This is a genomic window from Acidobacteriota bacterium (assembly GCA_026707545.1).
Taxonomy (GTDB): domain Bacteria; phylum Acidobacteriota; class Thermoanaerobaculia; order Multivoradales; family Multivoraceae; genus Multivorans.
Window position 1 is genome coordinate 2,731,356 of record JAPOWR010000001.1, and the last position, 19,927, is coordinate 2,751,282.

At 67.2% G+C, this 19,927-nt stretch carries 21 protein-coding genes; 7 read left to right on the plus strand and 14 right to left on the minus strand.

All coding sequences use genetic code 11. The annotated features are described in order from the left end of the window. The first annotated feature begins 9 nt into the window (after window positions 1-9). The 3 genes from rpe (at window position 10) to OXG83_10830 (ending at window position 2,733) form a co-directional block, all read left to right on the plus strand. A complete protein-coding gene (gene rpe, locus OXG83_10820; protein MCY3965520.1) occupies window positions 10-663 on the plus strand; it encodes a ribulose-phosphate 3-epimerase in 654 nt (217 codons plus the stop codon). Then, entirely contained in the window at window positions 660-1,538 is an 879-nt protein-coding gene (gene bamD, locus OXG83_10825) for an outer membrane protein assembly factor BamD (GenBank protein ID MCY3965521.1), read from the plus strand. The genes rpe and bamD overlap by 4 nt, the downstream gene beginning before the upstream one ends. A 439-nt stretch (window positions 1,539-1,977) precedes the next feature. Continuing rightward, entirely contained in the window at window positions 1,978-2,733 is a 756-nt protein-coding gene (locus OXG83_10830) for a lytic transglycosylase domain-containing protein (protein MCY3965522.1), read from the plus strand. 16 nt (window positions 2,734-2,749) lie between these two features. On the opposite strand, the gene OXG83_10835 is transcribed toward OXG83_10830, so the two are convergent. From OXG83_10835 to OXG83_10845, 3 genes are all read right to left on the minus strand, one after another. Beyond that, on the minus strand, window positions 2,750-2,920 hold the full coding sequence (locus OXG83_10835) for a twin-arginine translocase TatA/TatE family subunit (protein ID MCY3965523.1): 171 nt from the start codon (window positions 2,918-2,920) through the stop codon (window positions 2,750-2,752). A gap of 39 nt (window positions 2,921-2,959) precedes the next feature. Continuing rightward, window positions 2,960-3,949 carry a phosphotransferase gene (locus tag OXG83_10840; GenBank protein ID MCY3965524.1) on the minus strand — a complete coding sequence of 330 codons (990 nt, stop codon included), beginning with the start codon at window positions 3,947-3,949 and terminating at the stop codon, window positions 2,960-2,962. A 292-nt stretch (window positions 3,950-4,241) separates the two neighbouring features. Beyond that, on the minus strand, window positions 4,242-4,895 hold the full coding sequence (locus tag OXG83_10845; GenBank protein ID MCY3965525.1) for a polyphenol oxidase family protein: 654 nt from the start codon (window positions 4,893-4,895) through the stop codon (window positions 4,242-4,244). A gap of 200 nt (window positions 4,896-5,095) precedes the next feature. Between OXG83_10845 and gatB the strand changes: the two genes are divergently transcribed. Further along, on the plus strand, window positions 5,096-6,634 hold the full coding sequence (gene gatB, locus OXG83_10850) for an Asp-tRNA(Asn)/Glu-tRNA(Gln) amidotransferase subunit GatB (GenBank protein ID MCY3965526.1): 1,539 nt from the start codon (window positions 5,096-5,098) through the stop codon (window positions 6,632-6,634). Here gatB and OXG83_10855 read toward each other — a convergent pair. The 7 genes from OXG83_10855 to OXG83_10885 form a co-directional block, all read right to left on the minus strand. Continuing rightward, complete coding sequence (locus OXG83_10855; GenBank protein ID MCY3965527.1) at window positions 6,631-7,815, minus strand: tetratricopeptide repeat protein; 1,185 nt, start codon at window positions 7,813-7,815, stop codon at window positions 6,631-6,633. The genes gatB and OXG83_10855 overlap by 4 nt on opposite strands. After that, entirely contained in the window at window positions 7,815-8,558 is a 744-nt protein-coding gene (locus OXG83_10860) for a TonB family protein (protein ID MCY3965528.1), read from the minus strand. Before OXG83_10860 ends, OXG83_10855 begins: the two co-directional genes overlap by 1 nt. 90 nt (window positions 8,559-8,648) lie before the next feature. Further along, a complete protein-coding gene (locus OXG83_10865; GenBank protein MCY3965529.1) occupies window positions 8,649-9,086 on the minus strand; it encodes a biopolymer transporter ExbD in 438 nt (145 codons plus the stop codon). Window positions 9,087-9,134: 48 nt separating this feature from the next. After that, window positions 9,135-9,563, minus strand: a complete 429-nt coding sequence (locus OXG83_10870) for a biopolymer transporter ExbD (GenBank protein ID MCY3965530.1) — start codon at window positions 9,561-9,563, stop codon at window positions 9,135-9,137. A 34-nt stretch (window positions 9,564-9,597) separates the two neighbouring features. Further along, entirely contained in the window at window positions 9,598-10,260 is a 663-nt protein-coding gene (locus OXG83_10875; GenBank protein MCY3965531.1) for a MotA/TolQ/ExbB proton channel family protein, read from the minus strand. A gap of 182 nt (window positions 10,261-10,442) precedes the next feature. Beyond that, window positions 10,443-10,949 (minus strand): crossover junction endodeoxyribonuclease RuvC, encoded by a 507-nt coding sequence (gene ruvC, locus OXG83_10880; protein MCY3965532.1) that lies wholly within the window; start codon window positions 10,947-10,949, stop codon window positions 10,443-10,445. A 25-nt stretch (window positions 10,950-10,974) separates the two neighbouring features. After that, window positions 10,975-11,739, minus strand: a complete 765-nt coding sequence (locus tag OXG83_10885; protein MCY3965533.1) for a YebC/PmpR family DNA-binding transcriptional regulator — start codon at window positions 11,737-11,739, stop codon at window positions 10,975-10,977. Window positions 11,740-11,779: 40 nt separating this feature from the next. On the opposite strand from OXG83_10885, the gene OXG83_10890 reads away from it, so the two are divergent. Further along, entirely contained in the window at window positions 11,780-13,126 is a 1,347-nt protein-coding gene (locus tag OXG83_10890; GenBank protein ID MCY3965534.1) for a Mur ligase family protein, read from the plus strand. Window positions 13,127-13,251: 125 nt separating this feature from the next. Here the strand turns inward: OXG83_10890 and rpiB are convergent, their stop codons facing one another. From rpiB to OXG83_10905, 3 genes are read right to left on the minus strand one after another with little or no spacing between them, the layout of a single operon-like run. After that, a complete protein-coding gene (gene rpiB / locus OXG83_10895) occupies window positions 13,252-13,692 on the minus strand; it encodes a ribose 5-phosphate isomerase B (GenBank protein MCY3965535.1) in 441 nt (146 codons plus the stop codon). Further along, entirely contained in the window at window positions 13,689-14,201 is a 513-nt protein-coding gene (gene purE, locus OXG83_10900; protein MCY3965536.1) for a 5-(carboxyamino)imidazole ribonucleotide mutase, read from the minus strand. Before purE ends, rpiB begins: the two co-directional genes overlap by 4 nt. Before the next feature lie 54 nt (window positions 14,202-14,255). Then, complete coding sequence (locus OXG83_10905; GenBank protein ID MCY3965537.1) at window positions 14,256-15,842, minus strand: acyl-CoA carboxylase subunit beta; 1,587 nt, start codon at window positions 15,840-15,842, stop codon at window positions 14,256-14,258. A 92-nt stretch (window positions 15,843-15,934) separates the two neighbouring features. Here OXG83_10905 and OXG83_10910 point away from each other — a divergent pair, with 92 nt between their 5' ends. Both OXG83_10910 and OXG83_10915 read left to right on the plus strand, forming a co-directional pair. Then, complete coding sequence (locus tag OXG83_10910; protein ID MCY3965538.1) at window positions 15,935-17,263, plus strand: metallopeptidase TldD-related protein; 1,329 nt, start codon at window positions 15,935-15,937, stop codon at window positions 17,261-17,263. Further along, complete coding sequence (locus OXG83_10915; protein MCY3965539.1) at window positions 17,260-18,663, plus strand: metallopeptidase TldD-related protein; 1,404 nt, start codon at window positions 17,260-17,262, stop codon at window positions 18,661-18,663. The genes OXG83_10910 and OXG83_10915 overlap by 4 nt, the downstream gene beginning before the upstream one ends. Window positions 18,664-18,697: 34 nt before the next feature. Here OXG83_10915 and OXG83_10920 read toward each other — a convergent pair whose 3' ends face one another. Further along, entirely contained in the window at window positions 18,698-19,912 is a 1,215-nt protein-coding gene (locus OXG83_10920; protein ID MCY3965540.1) for a tetratricopeptide repeat protein, read from the minus strand. Window positions 19,913-19,927 lie beyond the last annotated feature (15 nt).

Here is a 19,927-nt window from a genome sequence, read left to right on the forward strand (position 1 = left end):
ACCCGAACGATGAAGATCGCGCCTTCGATTCTGGCGGCGGACCTCGCCGACCTCGCCTCCGCGGTGAAGATCTGTGAAGACGGCGGCGCGCAGTTGATCCATGTCGACGTGATGGACGGCCACTTCGTGCCCAACCTCACATTCGGTCCGCCGGTGATCGCCGACCTGGCGAAGCGCAGCCGGGTGGGCTTCGACATCCATCTCATGGTTTCGAATCCGGAGGCGCTCATGGACCGATACCTCGACAGCGAGCCGCTCTGGGTGTCCTTCCATCATGAGACGACACCGGAACCGGCCCATCTGGCGGCGCATGTTCGCGGCCGGGACGTTGGAGCCGGGGTCGCGATCAACCCCGGCACGGCGGTCGACGAACTCCTGCCCTACCTGGAGCACCTCGACTTCGTGGTCCTGATGTCCGTCCAACCTGGATTCGCCGGTCAGGCCTTCCAGCCCGACGTACTGGAGAAGGCTCGCGAACTGCGCGCCACGATCGACGCCCGTGGTCTTTCGACCAGCATCGAGATGGACGGCGGTATCAAGCCGGGGAACCTCGATGAGGTCGCCGCGGCCGGCGTCGATGTGGCGGTCGTGGGCTCCGGCGTGTTCGCTGCAGAGCGTCCAGTCGAGGCCCTGGCGGCTCTACGGCGGCAGGCGAACGAATGAAACCACTGACAGCCAAAGCCCTGCTCGCCGGGGCGGTGCTCGCCGCGACGGTCGCCTGCGGAGGCGTGAAGGACGATCCGATCCTGCGGCTGTCGTCGTCGGAAGCGCTCGACATCGGCAAGCAACTCATGGAGGAGGAGAAGTTCTCCCAGGCACTGCGGCACCTAGTGCACGCCTTCGAGGTCGAACCGAACTCGGAGACCGGCCGGGAGGGTCTGCTGCTGGCCGCGGACGCGCTGTTCCTGCGCGGCGGCTACCAGTCCTACGTGGAAGCGGAGCAGCGCTACCGCGACTTCCTGAACCGGTTCCCCACGTCGGATCGCGCCGCATACGCGCAGTTCCGACTGGCTGCCGCCCTCGCCGAGCGGATCGAGAAGCCGGACCGCGACCAGCAGACCGCCCGTCAGGCGCTGACGGAGTTCGAGAACGTCCGACGGCTCTACCCGACCAGCCAGTACGCCAGTCAGGCCGCCCAAAGAATCGTCGAGGTCCGCAACCAGCTCGCGGAACACGAGTTCGTCGTCGGTGCCTTCTACTACCGCTTCGGCGCTCCCAACGCCGCCGGCAACCGATTCAAGGACATGCTCGAGGCCTATCCGGCATACCCGGAGCCCGACAAGATCCTCGCCTACATGTGCCTCAGCTACGTCGACGTGCTGAAACAGATCGGGAGTAGGCGAGGCCTGGACCGCTACGACTACCTGCGCGACGCCTGCGACCGGCTGCGTAGCGAGCACCCGGAGAGCCAGTGGCTCAAGAAAGTCCCCTCCGAGGAGAGGATCCGTTCTCTCCGAACCAAGGTTCCGGAAGGGCCGCCGCTGCCGCCGCGCCGGGGAGACGATGATCCGGCCGGCGAAGAGAACGACGACGGCTGATTCGCCACCCGCGAGAGGGGTCCCGAGGCGTCCGAACTGTGCTAAAATCACCGTTTCGGCACGCGACTCGCCTTGAAGCAACTCAGCGCAGACGACCGCGATCCCGAGAACGCGACGGGAGCTCTCAGCGACCAGCTCGACTCTCTCGTCAACCATTTGGTCTGCTGCGGAGTCACCCTGACTCAGGCTCGCAAGATCTTCGAACGGCAGTTCATCCTCGCATCGCTCCGACTCAACCAAGGCAACCTCAACCGCTCCGCAAACCACCTGGGGATTCACCGCAACACACTGCGCAACAAAGGTCGACGCCCTTCGTATCCAGTCGGCCGAGTATCGCGACTCCAGCAAGAGAAACCGATCGCGATAGCCCCCAGGTGGTCGGCTGGGAAACGAGGAATCTGGTTGGCATCCCCCTTGCTGCCAAGAGCAGCCAAGTGTCATGTACATCTCGAACGCCAAGGGCCGCACGAAGGCTCTGTCCGTCGTTGTGGCCGTCACGGCCATTTTGGCCGTCTCGGTGCGGGACACGGCGCCCGGGCGACAGCCCGACTCGCTGCCGGCGCCTCCCCATCTCGACGATGTCGCGCTGTTCGAGGAGATACAAGCCTGGCTGGACCCCGCGTCCGGCACGACGACGGCGCTCGCATCCCTCCATAGCCGCCCCATGTTCGAGGCGATTCGGTCGCACGAGGAGAGTTTCGCGCTCTTCATTGGCGCCGCCGACGCCGATGCGGTCCGGGACCGGATGCAGCAAGTCCCATTCGGCGCCCAGATCGTCGCCGTTGCCGAGCGACACGAGATCGACCCGCTTCTCGTGGCGGCTGTGGTGCAGACCGAGTCCGCTTTCGACAGGCTGGCGGTCTCACCCCAGGGCGCTCTGGGCCTGATGCAGATGATGCCGGAAACCGCCGAGGAGTTCGGCGTGGCCAACGTCTACGACCCTGGCCAGAACCTCGACGCCGGTGCGAGCTATCTGGCCTTTCTGCTACGCCGGTTTGACGGCGATCTGGTCCTGGCGCTCGCCGCGTACAACGCGGGACCCGGCCAGGTAAAGCGCATGGGCGGCATGCCGCCTTTCCGCGAAACCCGGAAGTTCACGGAGAACGTGCTCCGCCTCTACGTCGAGCACCACCGCGCGGCGTGGGCAGCCGTCAACCCTGGCGGCCTCGACTTCGCCGTCCTCGCCGGCGGCTAGGAGGCTCCAGCCAATCCTAGGACTGCTTCTCTTCCAGTTCGGAGGAGTCGTCGCCGCGCAGGCCCCGCTTGAAGTTCCGGATGCCCTCACCCATCCCACGGCCGAGGAGCGGCAGCTTGCTGCCACCGAAGATGACCAGGAGGATGACGAAGACGATGACTAGCTCTTGGATGCCAAAGGAGGGCATGGCGTTTCTCCTGTCGAAGTCGGGCACGGATACTAGCATCTAGAGCCGCCAAACCCGTCGCAGACGCGGCGCCAGATCACGACCTTCCGGAAGAGCGGCCAGGGCATCCAGGAACCTCAGCAGGGCCGGTGGGATCAACCGCAGATAGCGGTCGCTGCCGGCCGTGGCGAAGTACGCGAAGGTACCCACGAGCTTGAGGGTGCGCTGTGCCGCCGCCGCGTGGTACTGGTCAATCAGGCCAGTGTCCTCGCGAACCGTCGAAAGGTGTTCCCGCCGCTCTCGCACCGAAAGCGTCAGGGTGTCGTTGAGGAGCGAGGCCAGGTCGTAGCACGGGGGCCCCAGGCGCAGATCCTGGTAGTCGATCAGGACAAGCTCCTCCGTGCCCCCCGCCGAGTCCATGCTCGGCGCCCGTAACATCAGGTTGCGGGCCATGAAATCCCGGTGACACGGCACGGGCGTTGCCGAATCGAGCCGCTCGCACAGGGCCACGCAGACAGCTCGCACTTCCTCGGCCAACCGCGCGTCCGAAACCAGGCCGCGCGGTTCGAGGAAGCGAACCCACGCTTGGTCGAGTTCCGCCATCAAAAGGGCCCGGTCGAGCGGCGGTGAACCGAGAGCCCGAACCTCCTCGGGCCGCAGAAGTTGAATACGCCTGATGAGCTCCCTTGCCTCCACCAGCCGCCGGCTCGCCTTCGGGTAGGAAGCCTCACCGTCCCTTGTCCAGCGCTCGAACAGGGTGTGGGGACCCAGGTCCTCCAGGAGAATCCAGACCGGGTGCTCAAGGGAGTACCCGTCCACCCTCGGTGTCGGCACATCGACCGTGGCCAGCAGGTCGCCGGCACCAAGGAACCGCTCAGCTACGTCCTTCATGTCGTCGGGATAGCTGCAGACGACCCGCCGCTCGCCGGAGGCAAGGCTCAGCCGCCCGTACCGCCGGGCCGAGACATCGCCGGCCAGAGGCTCGAACGAAACCGGCTCCCACCCGGCGTCCGACAGCGCCTCGAGCACCGGCCGCCAACCTGCCGGCACGGCCCCTGGCGAATCCGAAACAGTCTGGGATAATGGTTGTCGGCCCATGGAACCCCGGCTCAAACAACTGCTCGAAGAACTCACCCGATCTCTCTGCGAGGCGATGGCCGAGTCGCCCGAGGTCCACGATCGGCTCGAGTCGATTCGGCGTGAAGGCTACACGCTCAATCTCTTCCTCGACTGCAAGAGAAGCGGCGAGGACGATAGCGACCCCGACAGGAACTCCTCGGCGCGACGGCCGCTGCCACCGCCGACGTTCCGCATCAATGGACGCGACCTGGCTTTCCTGCGCTCAGTCGGAATCGATCCCACGCGCAGGACCCGCAGCCGCACTTCTCGCCGGACCACCCCCGAGGGAGACTGACGTCCGGCCGCCTTCCCGCGCGCGCCAGATGAAAGCGTAGTTGCGCCCGGCGCCCGCTCCGTCGCGGCGGTAGCTCCACCAGTTCGAATCGCAGCGAACGCAACAGCCGCTACGCGCAACGTGGACCACGCCCAAGCCGGCGAGCTGGATCGAAGCCGCCAAGGGCAGGTCGAGGTGGGGTTTACGGCCCGGCCGGCGGATGACGACTTCGGGACCGCTCGCGGATTCCACCCGGCCGGCCACGTCGTCGTCCACCTCGTAGCAACAGGGGCCAATCGCTGGACCGACCCAGGCCTCGGCCCGCGCCGGATCCGTGACGCCAGCCCGCCTCAACTCCCGTATCGCCGAAGCGAGAACGACGCTCGCCAGGCCTCGCCAGCCTGCGTGAACCGCGGCCACGTTCTCACCGGCCGCGATCAGCACGGGTACGCAATCGGCGACGAAGACGGTCGCTGCGACGCCAGTACGAGAGACGATCAAGGCGTCTCCGTCTCCCCCGAAGCCGGGATCCTCGACCCGTACCGCCTCGGTGCCGTGCCGTTGCTTCAACCAGGCAGGCGAGGCCGTTTCCGCTAACCCCATGTAGCGTGTCAGATACCGGAGGGCATCCTCCGGACCAGGGGCCTCCTCACCAGGCAGAACTCCCAGAAAGGCCGCCCGGAAAGGGCCGCGCCTGTGGACCATGACGGCCGCTGCCCGGCGCCGCCTCGTCAATGGCGCGCGACTCTCACGACGGACTGCTGGAGTAGCTGCTGTAGGATGCCGCGGCCATCGAGACGGTCATGAGCGTAGCGCAGAGCACGGCCAGTCCGGGAGGTTCTCCCGCAGCCATCGATGCCGCCTGGGAAACGGTCATCGGACTGGAAGTCCACGTCCAGCTGCGCACCAGAACCAAGATGTTCTGCCGTTGCGAGAACCGTTTCGGCGCAGAGCCGAACGAGCTCGTCTGCCCGGTCTGCCTCGGCTACCCCGGCACGCTCCCGGTGACCAACCAGCACGCCGTCGACCTCGCGATCCGGCTGGCGCTCGCGCTCGGGTGCGACGTCAGGCGACGGTCCATCTTCGCGCGCAAGAACTACTTCTACCCCGACTTGCCGAAGGGCTACCAGATCAGTCAATACGACCAGCCGCTTGCCGAGGGCGGATCCGTACCGCTCCCCTCCGGCCGCAAGGTCCGGCTCCATCGGATCCACCTCGAGGAAGATGCCGGCAAGCTCCTGCACGAGGTGCCCGGGGGCGGCCCTCTCCCGGGTCGGAGCCTGGTCGATTTCAACCGCTGCGGCGTACCCCTGGTGGAGATCGTGACCGAGCCCGAGATTCACTCGCCCGAGGATGCCCAAGCCTACCTGCAGACCCTCCACCAGGTCCTTCTCTACACCGGTGCAAGTGACGGGAACATGGAAGAAGGCAGTCTCCGATGCGACGCCAACCTCTCGTTGCGACCGACCGGCTCCTGCACGCTCGGCACGAAGACGGAGGTGAAGAACCTGAACTCGTTCCGCCACGTTGCCAAGGCGCTCGAGTACGAGCGGGAGCGGCAATTGCACATCCTGACCGCCGGAGGCCGGGTCGAACAGGAAACCCGGAGCTTCGAGCCCGCCAGTGGCGCCACCCGCTCGCTCAGGTCCAAGGAGGAGGCCCACGACTACCGGTACTTTCCTGAACCCGATCTTCCGACGGTGCTGCTCTCCAGGTCGCGCATCCGGCGCCAGGAAGGTCAGCTTCCCGAACTGCCGTGGGACAAGAGCGCCCGCTTCCGTGAGGCTTACGGGCTGCGCGCCGAAGAAGCCGCGCTCCTCTCCGGCAGCGTTCCCCTGGCTACGTACTACGAACGAGCCGTGGCCGCGCATCCGGCTGGCGCCCGCTCGATCGCCAACTGGGTGATGACCGAGATCCTGCGCGAGTTGAAGCAGCGAAACATCCAGATGCAGGACCGCGGTTCCGAGGACCCCGGGCACTCCGAAGAGGTGATCCCGCCGGAACGGCTCGCGGCCATCGTGGCCCTGGTGGATTCCGGTGAGTTGTCGGCCACGGCCGCCAAGGATGTGCTCGCCGAAGCCTGGGACACGACCGAAACGCCCGACGAGATCGTCGATCGGCTCGGGCTACGACAGGTGCGGGACGACGATCGGCTCGAAGCCTGGGCCAACGCCGCCATCGCGGCCAACAGCAAGGCCGTCAACGAGTACCGCGGCGGTCGCAAGCAGGCGCTCGGCTACCTGGTCGGCCAAGTGATGAAGGCATCTCGCGGCAGCGCGGAGCCCCGGGCGGCGCAGGACATTCTGCGCCGGAAACTGACTGAAGCTACGCCGAATCCCTAGCGAGGCGGCGGCTCGTTTGCCGCTCCGGGGAGTTCCTCCAGTTGCCGGCGAAGTTCCTCACGCTGACGCTGCAACTCCTCGATGTTCCGGTTGTGCTCGTCGGCTTCCCTGTTTTCCTGCGCGATCTGCTGGTTCTCACGCACCCGCGCGGCACCAGCCGCGTTGCCCGCCAGTTCGTAGGCCGCAATCGCCGGGCCGTACTTGTTCTGCTTCGAGAGGACGAAGCCGAGATAGTCCTGGATCTGCCTCTTCTCGGCGTCACCGGGGGCCACCGTCAGTGCGGTGTTGAGCGGTGCTTCGGCGTCGTTGTACCGCTCCAGCGAGCCGTAGGACTGCCCCAGGTAGAAGTGCGGGTGCCAGTCGTTGCCCCTCTTCGAGATCGCCTGCTGGAAGGTCGACGCCGCGGCGCCGTAGTTCTTGCCGCCCATCTGAACCTCTCCGAGCAGGAGCAGGTTGTCGAAGGAGGCACTACTCCCGACCAGACTCCGGGCGACATTCTCGGCCTTGGCGTAGATGCCGGCCTTGGCTGACCCCTGCGTGCTCCGGCCCTTGATCTTCAGGGCATTGACCAGCGTCTTCTTCCACTCCGCGTTGCTGCCGTCCATGGATATCGCCCGCTCATACGCCCTGATCGCCGCGTCGAGCTGCGCATCGCTGTGCAACAACCTGCCGTACTCGAAGCGAGTCTTCGCATCGTCGGACTTCAGATCCGCGACCTTCCCCAGGTCGGCGGCCGCGGCGCGCGTGTTCCCGAGCCGCGCGTAGCTCGCGCTGCGCATCTGGTACACCTGGATCTGGTGGCCAGCCGGGAGGCTGCCGACGTTCAGCCGGTTGAGCGTCGCAACGCATTCCCGGGGCATGCCGCTCTTGTAGTAGGCCTGTCCCAGATAGACCTGGCTTCCCACATCGCCGGGCTTCAACTCGAGGTGCTTCTGGAAGGCCGCAATCGACTCCTTGGCCTTGCCGCCCCGGAGCAGGGACTGGGCCAGCATCTGGTAGCCCTTCTCGAGGGCCTCCTCCTCGGTTCGCTCCTCGACGAACTGCTGGAACTCAGCGATCGCCTGGGCGTAGTTGCCGGCCCGGAACGCGGCGACTCCCTCGTCCCATCCGGCGGAAGCAGAGGACGCAACGAGTAGCGTGCAGGCCGTAGCGAGGGCGAGAACGGTTTGGCGCTTCGTCATCACTGGAGCTGGAAGTTGACAGTCAGGTTGTAGTAGACGGCGACCGGCTTGCCGTTCAGCGTCGCCGGCTTGAACTTCCACTGCTTGACTGCCGCGACGGCGGCCTCGCTGAGGCCCATGTGCAGACCCTTCAGTACCTTGACGTCCGTGATGTCGCCGTTCTTGTCGATCGTCGCCTGAAGAATGACGACACCCTGGATCCGCGCCTTGCGCGCAATCTCCGTGTACTGCGGCTTGACCTCGTTGATCTTCTCCGGCTTCGTCACGTCACCGGTGACGTAGATCGGTCCGGTCGGTTCCGGCGGAGGCGGCGCCTCGGGCAGGTCGAATAGATCGAGGTCGTCGACCTCCGGAATGTCGATCTCCTCGGGCTCGTCGATGCGGATCGGTTCCGGCTCGTCGGGCGTCGGATCGGGGATCGGCACCTTCTTCGACTTGGGCTTCGGAATCTGCTGCTCGACTTCCGGCGGTGGCGGCTTGAAGCGCACCTGCTGGACGACGAAGACCTTGGGCTTGGGCGGCGGCGCCACCACGTCGCCGTACAGATCGGGCAGCTTGACGATCAGCAGGATCGCGTGGAACAGCACGGCGACCCCGAACGAGTAGCGGAAGGTCTTGTTGTCCTCCCGGGTCTCCTCGACGTAGGTCAGGAGGCCCTGTTCGGCCGACGTCAGTGCGCCACTTTCTTCGGCCTGCGACTCTTCGGCCGGGGATGCAGCCGCTTCGAGGTTCTCGTCACTCATCGGGGTACCCCTTCTCAGTCAGGTCTCTGTCAGGTCTGATGTGTGGTTCCAACTACGTTCGGACTCGGTCCTATTCCGGGTTCGGCGAATCTAGTACCAGAAGCTCTGGATCTCCCGCTGCGTCGGCACCGAGATGTTGATCGGCTCCGTCAGGCCGTGGTCCTCGGCCTGACGCAGTTCGTCGTACACCACGACCATGTGCTTGTACTCGGTCGCAATATCCGGCCGGATGATCACCGGCTTCTTCGGATTCCGTTCCAGCTTCGGCTTCAGGTACTCGATGATCTCGCCGAGTTCCATCGGATTCTGGTCCACGCGGAGATTCCCTCCCGGGAAGATCTCGATCAGCACGGACTCTTCCTTCTCGATGACCGGCGGATTGTCGTCATCCTCCGGAAGCGCGAAGTCGAGTCCGCGGGTGGCCGTGAACGTGGTCGTCACCATGAAGAAGACGATCAGCAGGAAGGCGATATCCGCCATCGACGAGGTCGGAATCTCGTCGTTCGGGCGATCACGATCGATTTTCATCTTGAGCCTCCATCCATCTCGTCAGACTCCAGGTTGCCGCCGCGTTCCTCAGAGGTCGTCGACCGTTCGCTGGTCGGACAGCAGGCGCAGATCGCGCACCTTGGCCCGTTTCAGCGCGTCGAGCACTTCGTCGACCTTCTCCCAGGGCACGTCGCCGTCGGACTTGACCACGAACGTCTTCGTCGGATCGGTCGAGATCACGGTTGCGGCCATCGACAGCACCTCGTCCGCCGCACTGACCAGCGAGCTCTGAGAGTTGCCGTCGGACACGCGGATGCGACCGTTCGGGTCGATCGACACGTAGGCTGCCTTCTTCGGGATCTCGAACCGGAGGGTCGTCTTCGGCAACTGCACCTGGGTCTTGTCGACCTCGAAGGTGATCGTCAGCATGAAGAAGATGATCAGCAGGAAGGCGATGTCGGCCATCGAGGCCGTCGGGATGTTCGGCTTGTGCTCGATGGATGCCTTGAGCTTCATGTCGCTGTCCTCCGCCCCGGGGCCCGAATGAACTCTAGCTGCCTTCGCCGCTATCGGGCGAGATACCGCTGCGCTCCATCTCGCCGAAGGTCTCGAGCAGCATGTTCGCCGCCGTCTCGATGTCGCGCACGAACTTGTTGATGCGGCTCATGAAGTAGTTGTAAGCGAGCTGCGTCGGAATGGCGACCGCGAGACCGCCGGCCGTCGTGGTCAGGGCCTCCTTGATGCCCGTGGCGACCGCGCCCGGGTTGGACAGGCCCTGCGCCGCGAGCGCGTCGAAACCGGCCATCATGCCGGTCACCGTGCCGAAGAAGCCGAGCAGCGGCGCCACGTTGGCGGTCGTCGCGAGCACCGCAAGACCGCGCTCCAGACGTCCCATCTCGAACAGCGCCGCGTTCTCGATCGTCTTCTCGATGTCTTCCTTGGGCTGGCCGTACTTCATCAGACCGGCCTTGAGGATCGAGGCGACCGGACCCCGGTACTCCTCGCACACCTTCACGGCGTCCCGGATCGACCGGTTGACCACCAGCGCCTTCCGCACCTTGGGGAGGAACTCGTGAACGTTGATCCGGGCGCGCCACAGCGCGTACAACCGCTCGCCCACCACCGCAAGAGCGATGACCGAGAATGCGAGCAGTGGCCACATGACGGGTCCGCCCTCGTTCATCAACTTCCAGAACGTGCCACCAATGTTCACCTAGTTACCTCCTCAGAGCTGGTATGCCCGCCAGGAACGGGCCGAGTTGAATCGCCCACCGACAGTGGACGCGATTCTGAACGAACGGTGACCCTGCACCGGAAGAAGTGACTGGCTCACCTTGGAACGGTGGAGCAATATAGCACACGGACCCTGCTTTGGAACCGCCGCCGTGACCCGGTTCAACGGGCACTCCGTGCCGCCTCCACGGCCCTCCCGAGCGGTCGCCGTTGCACGCAGCAGATCGCGACGGCCAGCGCATCCGACGCGTCCGCACTGCGTCGGGCCACCCCCGATCCCAGCAGCACATCAACCATGCGCGCCACCTGGGTCTTGTCGGCCCGGCCGTTGCCGCACACGGCATTCTTGACCTCGGCGGGAGACAGCTCCTCCACCTCCAGACCGCGACGACCCAGCACCGAGAGGATCACGCCGCGAGCCTGGGCAAGCGCAATCAGGGAGCGGCTGTTCTTCCCGTGGAACAGGGTCTCGAGAGCCGCCGCGGCCGGCTGCCAGCGATCGAGAGCCTGCTCCACACCCTCCGCCAGACGAGCCATTCGCGCCTCGGGACTCGGCTCCGACACGAGCGCGATCCGGCCCGAGCCCAGCTCCCTGAGCCGCGACCCCTCCTGTTCGACGACGCCGTAGCCGGTGTACCGGCTGCCCGGATCCAGGCCGAGGACAATCAACGCCGCGGTCCCGCCAAGGCGCCGATCAGGACGCCAGCCGCTCCAGCAACTCGTCGTCCAGGTCGAAGTTGGCCCAGACGTGCTGCACGTCGTCCTGGTCCTCGAGGGCGTCGATGAGGCGTACCAGTCGACCCGCGACCGCTTCGTCGACCCGGACCAGGTTCTGTGGTTCCATCGTCAACGCTGCGACGCCGGCGGCGAGGCCACGCGCCTCGACTTCGTCCTTGGCGGCGTGAAAGGCCTCCACAGAGGTGTAGACGTTGTAGCTGTCCTCCTCAACGGAGAAGTCCTCGGCCTCGAGTTCCAGCGCGAGTTCGACCAGCGCCTCCTCGTCCACCCCGGACTCCTCCATGACGGAACGGTCAAACGCGAAGAACCCGCGACGCTGGAACATCCACGCGACGCAGCCGTTCTCGCCCAGGTTGCCGCCGTGCTTGGTGAACAGGTGCCGCACCTCGGACACGGTCCGGTTGCGGTTGTCGGTCAGCGTCTCGACCAGCACCGCGACACCGCCCGGACCGTACCCCTCGTACGTGACCTCCTCGTAGGACACGCCCTCGAGTTCTCCCGTCCCCTTCCTGATCGCCCTGTCGATGTTGTCTCCGGGCACGTTGTGGGCCTTCGCCTCGGAGAGCGCGTGGCGCAGCCTGGGATTGCCGGCCGGATCGCCGCCACCGAGCCTTGCCGCCACCACAACCTCCTTGAGGATGCGTGTAAAGACCTTGCTGCGCTTGGCGTCCTGTGCCGCCTTCTTGTGCTTGATCGTGCTCCACTTGCTATGGCCGGACATGACCGGTCTAGTCTAGCGGTCTGTGGAGCCAGGCGGCGCTATGCTGCGCCGCCGAGTGACCGGCCAGACCAGACCTTCGGCCCAGCAGATCCTCGACCGGCTCGAGGTCTGGGGCCAGAAGCTCGGCCTCGACGCGATCCGCGACCTGCTCGGCGCTCTCGGCGATCCCCAGAGGGGCGTGCAGGCGATCCTGGTCGCGGGCACGAACGGCAAGGGCTCGACCAGCGCCGCGCTCGCGTCGCTCCTGACGGCCGCCGGTCTCCGCTGCGGCCTCTACACCTCGCCACACCTCGAGCACGTCGAGGAGCGCCTCCGCATCGACGGCGTGGCGATCACCGAGGCCGAACTCGGTCGCCATCTCCGCCGCGTGCTCGAGGCCGCAGGATCGACGCCGCCGACCTACTTCGAGAGCCTGACCGCGGCGGCCTGGCTCCACTTCGCGGCACACCGGGTGGACGTCGCCGTGTTCGAGGTCGGCCTCGGCGGCCGCCTCGACGCAACGAACGTCTCCGAGCCCGTGCTCTCGGTGATCACCCAGATCGCCCGGGACCACGCCCAGCAGCTCGGCTGGACCCTGACCTCGATCGCAGGCGAAAAAGCCGGCGTCATGCGACCCGGCCGCAAGTGTCTGACCTGGCGCCCGGCACCGGCAGTGCAGCGCGAACTGAACCGCTGCGCCGCGGTCTGCGGGGCGGAGCTCGTCGACGCAGGAGCCGAAGTGGAGATCTACGACCAAGTAGAAAACCAGCCGCATCTCTCGCTGGGCACGCCGAGCGCGCGGTACACCTTCCGGGCACCTCTGGCCGGCAACCACCAACTCACGAATCTGGCTCTGGCGGTACGCGCGGCAGAGGAGTTCTGCGCGCTCTTCGGGCGCAAGCTCGACGCAGAGGCCGCCGGCCAGGGGCTGGAGGGGGTCCGCTGGCCCGGCCGGCTCGAATGGGTCGATGTCGCAGTGCACGGGGAGTACCGCCGCATCCTCTTCGACGCAGCCCACAATCCTGCCGGCGCGGCCGCGCTCCGCTCCTACCTGGACGAGGTCGGTCTCAAGTTCGACCTTCTGTACGGAGCGCTCAATGACAAACAGCCCGAGCAGTGCCTGCCCTTACTAGCGGAACGGGCCAACCGCATCGTACTGACGGCCCCCGATCACGGACGCGCGCTGTCGCCTGAAGCACTTCTTCCGCTTCTCAAGACCCGCAACGCCGTAGCGGAAACCGACGCGGGAAGCGCGTTGGAGAGGTGCCTTGCCACGGCCAACGATCCGTCACGCTCCCTGGTCGTCACCGGCTCGCTCTACCTGGTCGGCGAGGTCCGCTCCGTCCTCCGGGCCAACTACGGCGCGCCGGCGGCAGCCCGGGATCTCGTCACCGGCTACGGTAGATGAAACGACGGCCACCGCCTGACCGAAGCGAGCGGAGTGCAGCGCGCGCCAACTCCCCGGCATCTCAGTAAGCGCGCGCGGCACCAGGAGGTTGACCCTCAGGCCTCCGGACAGGCGGGTGCGTTGTGCTACTCGACGACGACGCGGTCGATCTTGGCCACGCGCGCGGTGTGGCGGTCGCCGTCGAAGGGGGTGTCGAGGAAGACCTCGAGCAGTTCGGAGGCCTGTCCGGCGCCGAGGGCGCGGGCGCCCAGGGCCAGCACGTTCGCGTCGTTGTGGGCGCGGGACATCCGCGTCGTGAAGCTGTCGCTCGGATTGACGGCCCGGACGCCGGCGAACCGGTTCGCCGACATGGCCATGCCGACTCCGGTGCCGCACACCAGAAGACCCCGGTCGGCCTCGCCCGATGCCACGGCCCGCGCCACGGCCGCCGCCTTGTCGGGGTAGTCGGCGGGAGCCGAGGCGTCGGTGCCGAAGTCGACGACCTCGATGCCGCGGGCACGCAGAACGTCGCTCAACCGGCTCTTCAGCTCGACTCCGGCATGGTCGGCGCCGAGCGCGAACTTCACGCGCTCTCCAGGGACTCGGAGTCCCGCCGAACGCGCTCGTCGGCGGCTGCCACACCCTCGCCCATGCGGCTTCGGTGGTCGGCGAGGGCAGCAGCCAGCTCCGCGTCGCCCAGTGCGAGAATCTGGAGCGCCAGCAGGGCCGCATTGTCGGCCCGGTTCACCCCCACCGTGGCGACGGGGATACCGGGCGGCATCTGCACGATCGCCAGCAGGGCGTCAACACCGTTCAGCGGACCGCTCGCCACCGGGACGCCGACCACCGGCAGGGTCGTCGCGGCCGCCACGACGCCCGGGAGCGCGGCGGCGACACCCGCGCCGGCGATCAACACGCCGAGACCACGCTCGGCCGCGCCTTCGGCCCATTCGGCAGTCTCCCGCGGGGTCCGGTGGGCCGAGAGAACCCGGGATTCGCAGCCGACGCCGAAGTCGGCACAGACCTTCGCCGCCTTCTTCATCGTCGGCCAGTCCGAATCGCTGCCCATGACGATCCCTACCCTGATGTCGCTCATTCCTTCGTTCGCTCCGTCGCTGTGCTCGTGTTCGGTTCTTGTGCGCGCCAACTCTTACAGCGGCACGCTTCCGTGCTTCTTCGCCGGCACGCCGCAGCGCTTGCCTTCAAGCTGTCGCAGGGCGCGGACGATCTCGTGGCGGGTCGTACGCGGGGCAATCACCGCATCGACGAAGCCGCGCTCCGCCGCCACGTACGGGTTGGAGAACTTCTCGCGGTACTCGGCCGCCATCCGTTCGCGCAGAGCCTCGGGGTCTTCCGCGTTCCGGATCTGCTGGCGATACAGGATGTTGACCGCTCCGCTCGGTCCCATGACCGCGATCTCCGCCGTCGGATAGGCCAGGTTGACGTCCGTGCGCAGGTGCTTGCTGGCCATCACGCAGTACGCACCGCCGTAAGCCTTGCGCGTGATCACGGTGATCTTCGGCACCGTCGCCTCGGCGAACGCGTAGAGAAGCTTGGCGCCGTTGCGAATGATCCCGCCGTGCTCCTGCTGCACGCCCGGCAGGAAACCCGGTACGTCCTCGAAAGTGACGAGCGGGATGTTGAACGCGTCACAGAAGCGGACGAAGCGACCGCCCTTCACCGCCGCGTCGATGTCCAGAACACCGGCGAGGTAGTTCGGTTGGTTGGCGACGATGCCGACGCTGCGGCCGCCGAAGTGCGCAAAACCAACAACGATGTTCTGGGCAAAGCTGCGGTGAACTTCGAGAAAGCGGCCGTCGTCCACGACGGCACGAATCAATGCACCGATGTCGTAGGGCTTGTTCGGATCGACCGGCACCAGCTCGTCGAGCTCAGGAGACTCGCGGTCGTCCGGATCGTCGGTCGGACGGGGCGGTGGATCGTCCAGATTGTTGCCCGGCAGGTAGCCGAGCAGTTCCCGCACGGCGAGCAGACAGCCCGTGTCGTCCGGGGCTGTGAAGTGGGCCACTCCGCTCCGCCTCGCGTGCGTCTTCGCTCCGCCCAGCTCCTCCATCGAGACGTCCTCGTGGGTCACGGTCTTGATCACGTCCGGACCGGTCACGAACATGTAGCTCGTGCCCTCGACCATCAGCACGAAGTCCGTGATCGCCGGCGAGTAGACCGCACCGCCCGCGCAGGGCCCCATGATCGCGCTGATCTGGGGCACCACACCCGAGGCCAGCGTGTTACGGAGAAAGATGTCCGCGTAACCGCCCAGCGAGGCGACACCCTCCTGGATGCGGGCGCCTCCCGAGTCGTTCAGGCCCACGACCGGAGCACCGTTCTCGACCGCCAGGTCCATGACCTTGCAGATCTTGCGCGCATTCGTCTCGGACAGCGAACCACCGAACACGGTGAAGTCCTGCGCAAAGACGTACACCGGGCGCTGGTCCACACGACCATGTCCGCACACGACACCGTCACCCGGTATGCGCTGCTCGGCCATGCCGAAATCGGTGCAGCGGTGCGTCACCAACGCATCGATCTCGACGAACGACCCTGGATCCAGCAACAGATCGATTCGCTCCCGCGCGGTCAGTTTGCCGCTCGCATGCTGGCGATCGATGCGCTCGGCGCCTCCGCCCAGCCGCGACAGTTCGAGGCGTTGCTCCAGTTCGCTCGACTGCTGGCTGCGGATCGAGCCTCCTGCTCCGACTGGCTCCTGCACCCTGGTCATCCGAGCGGCTTTCTTACCACAGAGAGAGCCGACAGATGCGCGGCATTCTGCGGCGCATGCTCCCGGCCGCGCAAGCTCCTAGAATCACACCCATGGAGACGACGCCCACCGACCGGCAGTCGAACGCGCTGCTGGCCTCGGAGGTCACCAAGCTGACCGATTCCCTGACCCGGCTGCCAGACCACCCCGGTCAGCGAACGGAGGCGTTCTTCGAACGGCTGGAAACGGCCGAGTTGCTGCCGAAGCGCTCCCACGACCGCCTTCGCCTGCGGCGGGAGCAGGGTCTCTCTGTCCGGCGAATCGAAGCGGGCAGCAGTCGCCTGGCCTCCGCCGACACGATTTCGGGGCATGCCTTCGCCTCGTGCTGCGACCGCGTCACCGGCACGGCCGGTTCGATCGGTCCACCTCCGAGAATCAGGACCGGTCGCTGGCCGCCGCTCCGGATCGCCGAGATCGAGCGCGCGGAGCGCCAACTCGGCCGCGCCGTCAATCGGCGCCGCGCTGGCTTTCCCATGGACGTCACAGTGCGCCGACACCGGCGGCAGGTACAGGTGATTCACGGTCACATGTCGGCTCCCAGCCAGTTCGAGGAGTACTTCAGCCTGCGCGTGGAAACGCCGTGGGGGGTGTGGGGCGGCCTGCTGCCATCGCTCGCCGACGAGGATCTCGACCCGGTCGCCACCTGCCTGGTCGATCGACTGAGGTCAAGGAACCTGCCGGAGCACTCGAACATGCCCCGCGTCATCGTTCTCGGGCCCTGCGCCGCCGCGGTCATGCTGCACGAGGTTGTTGCCCATACGCTGGAAGCGGACACCCTGGCCCTTACCGGCGCCCCGGAAAGCGTCGTCGGCCTGAAGCTGGGTAAGGACGATCTCGACGTGATCGACGATCCCCGGCTGGCGCCGGACGGCTGCGGACGTTTCAGCGACGACGAAGGTACAACCGTCATCGCCCGCTGGCTGCTTCGGGGCGGCCGTGTGCGGCAGCCGCTGGCGGACCTCTGCTGGGCAGGCCGCTACCAGCGACTGATTCCGGGAGCCGCGAGACGGGCCAGCCGCCACGTACTGCCGGGCCCGCGTACGACACATCTCGAGTTGCTGCCCAGCGACACGCCCGAAGCGGACCTGTTCCACGAAGCCGCCGGCGGCCTCTACATCGGTGAGTTCGAGAGCGGGACGCTGAACCCGTTCGACGGCGGCTGCGTGTTGCGGGCGCCCTGCGCCCGGAGACTCGGAGCCAGCGGCCCGGTCGAGTTCGTGGGGCCGGTGGAGCTCCGGTCACGGACGGTCGACCTCCTCGCGGCCGTCACCGCGGTCGGAGACCGTCCGCTGGCCGCCGGCGCCGGATGGTGCGCGAAGGACGGAGCGCTCCTGCCCGTATGGGCCCGCAGCCCCTCCGTCCGCCTGGAGGGTCTGGATTGAAGCCCCTGCGGCTGCCGACCATCCAGGCCTTGCGGACCGCTCTGACCGCGGTTACCGAGCGCACCGGTGCATCGGCCGCCGAAGTCTACGTCAAGGCCGGCGGCGGCGTGCAAGTCGAGATCGACCCCTGGCGGGCGGGCATCGCCTCGCCGTCGGCACCTGCGGACTGGCGGTCTCACACACTTCAGGTCGAGGAGAAAGGGTGGGCCCTGCGCGCCGGAGCTGACGGCCGAGCCCTCTTCGTTGCCGAGTCCGGTTCCCTGCCCGCTCCAGGCGGCTGGCGCCTACTCAATCGCCACTCCCTCCGGCCGGGCTCGCTGATGCTGCCGTCCCCCAACCGGCGCAAGGCGACCATGGCCACTGGCAGGAAGGACCCACCTGACCACGACGCGGAAGCACTTGGCAGGGACCTCGTGCACCGCATCCTGGAACGAACCCGAAGCGAGCTCCCGGGCAGCCGCCTGATCCGGGCCAGACTGCACGATGGCGCCAGCGCGTCCGTACTTGCAAACAGCGAAGGAGTTACCGGGCGGAGTTCGCTGCGCCTCGCAACGGTCGAGATGGAGTTCGCCGTCGAACGCAAGGGCACGCGTGGTTCCTGCAGCCTCTATCGCGCTGCCGGTGACCTGATGCACTTCGACGCGTCCACCATCGCCGCCGAAGTCGCGGACCGGCTGACTCTCGCCACCGCGGCGCCCGAACCCGTTCTGCCTTCCGGTGAACTCGCGGTGTCGCCAGCGGTCGCCTCCAACCTGCTGGCCCTGCTCAGCCCTGTCCTGCGGGACCGCGACGGCTGGGAAACGCTACAGCGCCTGAGTTCCGGCTCCTCCCTGGGACCGACGGACCTGGCAGTCCTGGACGACGGAGCTCTTGAGACCGGGTGGATCCGGACTTCGGTCGACGACGAAGGGGTGCCGACGCGGGCGGTGACGCTGATCAGGGACGGGGAACCCGGCGAGCCCCTGCTGACCTGGGAGGATGACGGGTGGTCGGGCTTCTCCGCTACCGGCTGCCGGCGCCGGTCCGGCTGGCGGGCTCCGCCCGAACTCAGTCACTCCCATCTCTACATCGCCCGCGGCCCGGAGCCCGCGGATCGAATCCGGACTGGAATCCGGCGCGGCTGCTATCTGCTGGACCGGGCTCCCGGCGGCCGTCTGGGCGTCACCTTCGAAGACTCTGACAGCGAAGCCGAAGCGTCCTTCGAGATCGATGTAACCGGCTTCGTCATCGAACATGACCGCATTCTGGGAGCGATCCCGAGAGCGCGGCTCGGAGGTTCGGTCCGGCAGTTACTGCGGGGAATCCGCGCCATCGGAGATGACCTGAGGTTCCTCCCGGTGCCCGGACCGGTGGGCGCTCCGACACTGCTGCTGACCGGACTGCAGCTCGAGCCCGTGTAGACCCGCGGGCCCCAGGCCTGGCGCCTACGGGGCGCTACGGCGCAGGGACGGGGAGGCGCCGAATCGTCGTGTCGAGTTGAGCGCTGCTGCGGAAGGTCGGCTGGAAGCGCCCCCCACTCGAGCCGCCAAGCGTCCCGGGCGAAGGAAGGGGCTCCGGCTGCCTGCCGCCCGGTCCGACCGGCGTCCCAACCTGGATCGCACCGCGCCTCCCCGCGGCAGGGCTCGTCGACGGGGCCGGAGTGCCCACGGGCACCCTGGTAACGCCTCCGGAGGCGAGCGTGCGGCTCCGAAGGTCCTCCCGGGTGAAGACCCGCGGTTCCCGCTCGGCGGCGGTTTCGGCCGCGCGGGGCAGGTCCGCGGGGATACTCGCCCTCTCATCCTCCGGCGAGGACACCGGGAGCGGGGCTGTGGCCGTCGCCGAAGGCTCGGACCCTTCCGTCCCAGTTGCCGCCGGAGCGCGGTACCCGTGCACCCGGTCGCGTCCGCTGCCATCCGACTCGGTCGTCTCCGTTACCTCGGCGGCCCCCGTTACCTCGGCCGCCTCCGTTGCCTCTTCGGCCGCCGCTTCCGGGGCCGGGGGCGCATGCGCCGGTATGAGCAGGCCGCTGATCCTGCCGGGATCCGAGTACGTCCTCGGCGGCAGTGCACTGACGTTCGTGCGGTCCGCCCGGAGCAGGATCTCGGTGGCGTGGCGGTTCACCGCGAAATGAGGATTCACGTCGTCGAACGCCAGGCGCGAGTCCAGGCTCACGGCCCGCACGTAGTGCCTGACCGCCTTCTCGCTTGCGCCCGCATCGTCCGCGATCCGGCCGAGCTGGTAGTGCGCCCAGGCGTTCTCCGGTGCCAGTTCGATCGCCGTCGCGAGGTGGCTCGACGCCAACTCCATGTCGCCGGTCGTATAGGCGAGCAGGCCCAGGTTGTAGTGCGCCGGCGCCCAGGTGCCGTCCGCGGCGATCGCCGCGCGGTAGGACTCGAGCGCCGCAGTGACATCTCCCCGCAGTTCCAGCAGGTTGGCGAGATCGTTCAGGGCCGTCGCGCGGGCGGCCGGGCGGCTCTGACTCTGCACCAGCCTGCGCTGCTCCTCGATCGCCCTTTCCAGGTCCGGATCCGCCTTCGCCACGGCGCCGCCGATCTGGGCCTCGACCGAGGACTCACCGCTCAAGAGCGCCGCGCAGAGCGCCACGCTGCCAAGCAGAAGCAGGCAGGGAACGAGCGACTTCGCTCTCGAAAGTGTGTTCTTGGCGTTCATGGCTCTCCGCGCCGT

Bases quoted from the DNA above. Each gene is read 5' to 3' on its own strand.
- rpe (MCY3965520.1), top strand. From the start codon at position 10: ATGAAGATCGCGCCTTCGATTCTGGCGGCGGACCTCGCCGACCTCGCC.
- bamD (MCY3965521.1), top strand. From the start codon at position 660: ATGAAACCACTGACAGCCAAAGCCCTGCTCGCCGGGGCGGTGCTCGCC.
- OXG83_10830 (MCY3965522.1), top strand. From the start codon at position 1,978: ATGTACATCTCGAACGCCAAGGGCCGCACGAAGGCTCTGTCCGTCGTT.
- OXG83_10835 (MCY3965523.1), bottom strand. From the start codon at position 2,920: ATGCCCTCCTTTGGCATCCAAGAGCTAGTCATCGTCTTCGTCATCCTC.
- OXG83_10845 (MCY3965525.1), bottom strand. From the start codon at position 4,895: ATGGGGTTAGCGGAAACGGCCTCGCCTGCCTGGTTGAAGCAACGGCAC.
- gatB (MCY3965526.1), top strand. From the start codon at position 5,096: ATGAGCGTAGCGCAGAGCACGGCCAGTCCGGGAGGTTCTCCCGCAGCC.
- OXG83_10855 (MCY3965527.1), bottom strand. From the start codon at position 7,815: ATGACGAAGCGCCAAACCGTTCTCGCCCTCGCTACGGCCTGCACGCTA.
- OXG83_10860 (MCY3965528.1), bottom strand. From the start codon at position 8,558: ATGAGTGACGAGAACCTCGAAGCGGCTGCATCCCCGGCCGAAGAGTCG.
- OXG83_10865 (MCY3965529.1), bottom strand. From the start codon at position 9,086: ATGAAAATCGATCGTGATCGCCCGAACGACGAGATTCCGACCTCGTCG.
- OXG83_10870 (MCY3965530.1), bottom strand. From the start codon at position 9,563: ATGAAGCTCAAGGCATCCATCGAGCACAAGCCGAACATCCCGACGGCC.
- OXG83_10885 (MCY3965533.1), bottom strand. From the start codon at position 11,739: ATGTCCGGCCATAGCAAGTGGAGCACGATCAAGCACAAGAAGGCGGCA.
- OXG83_10890 (MCY3965534.1), top strand. From the start codon at position 11,780: ATGCTGCGCCGCCGAGTGACCGGCCAGACCAGACCTTCGGCCCAGCAG.
- purE (MCY3965536.1), bottom strand. From the start codon at position 14,201: ATGAGCGACATCAGGGTAGGGATCGTCATGGGCAGCGATTCGGACTGG.
- OXG83_10905 (MCY3965537.1), bottom strand. From the start codon at position 15,842: ATGACCAGGGTGCAGGAGCCAGTCGGAGCAGGAGGCTCGATCCGCAGC.
- OXG83_10910 (MCY3965538.1), top strand. From the start codon at position 15,935: ATGGAGACGACGCCCACCGACCGGCAGTCGAACGCGCTGCTGGCCTCG.
- OXG83_10920 (MCY3965540.1), bottom strand. From the start codon at position 19,912: ATGAACGCCAAGAACACACTTTCGAGAGCGAAGTCGCTCGTTCCCTGC.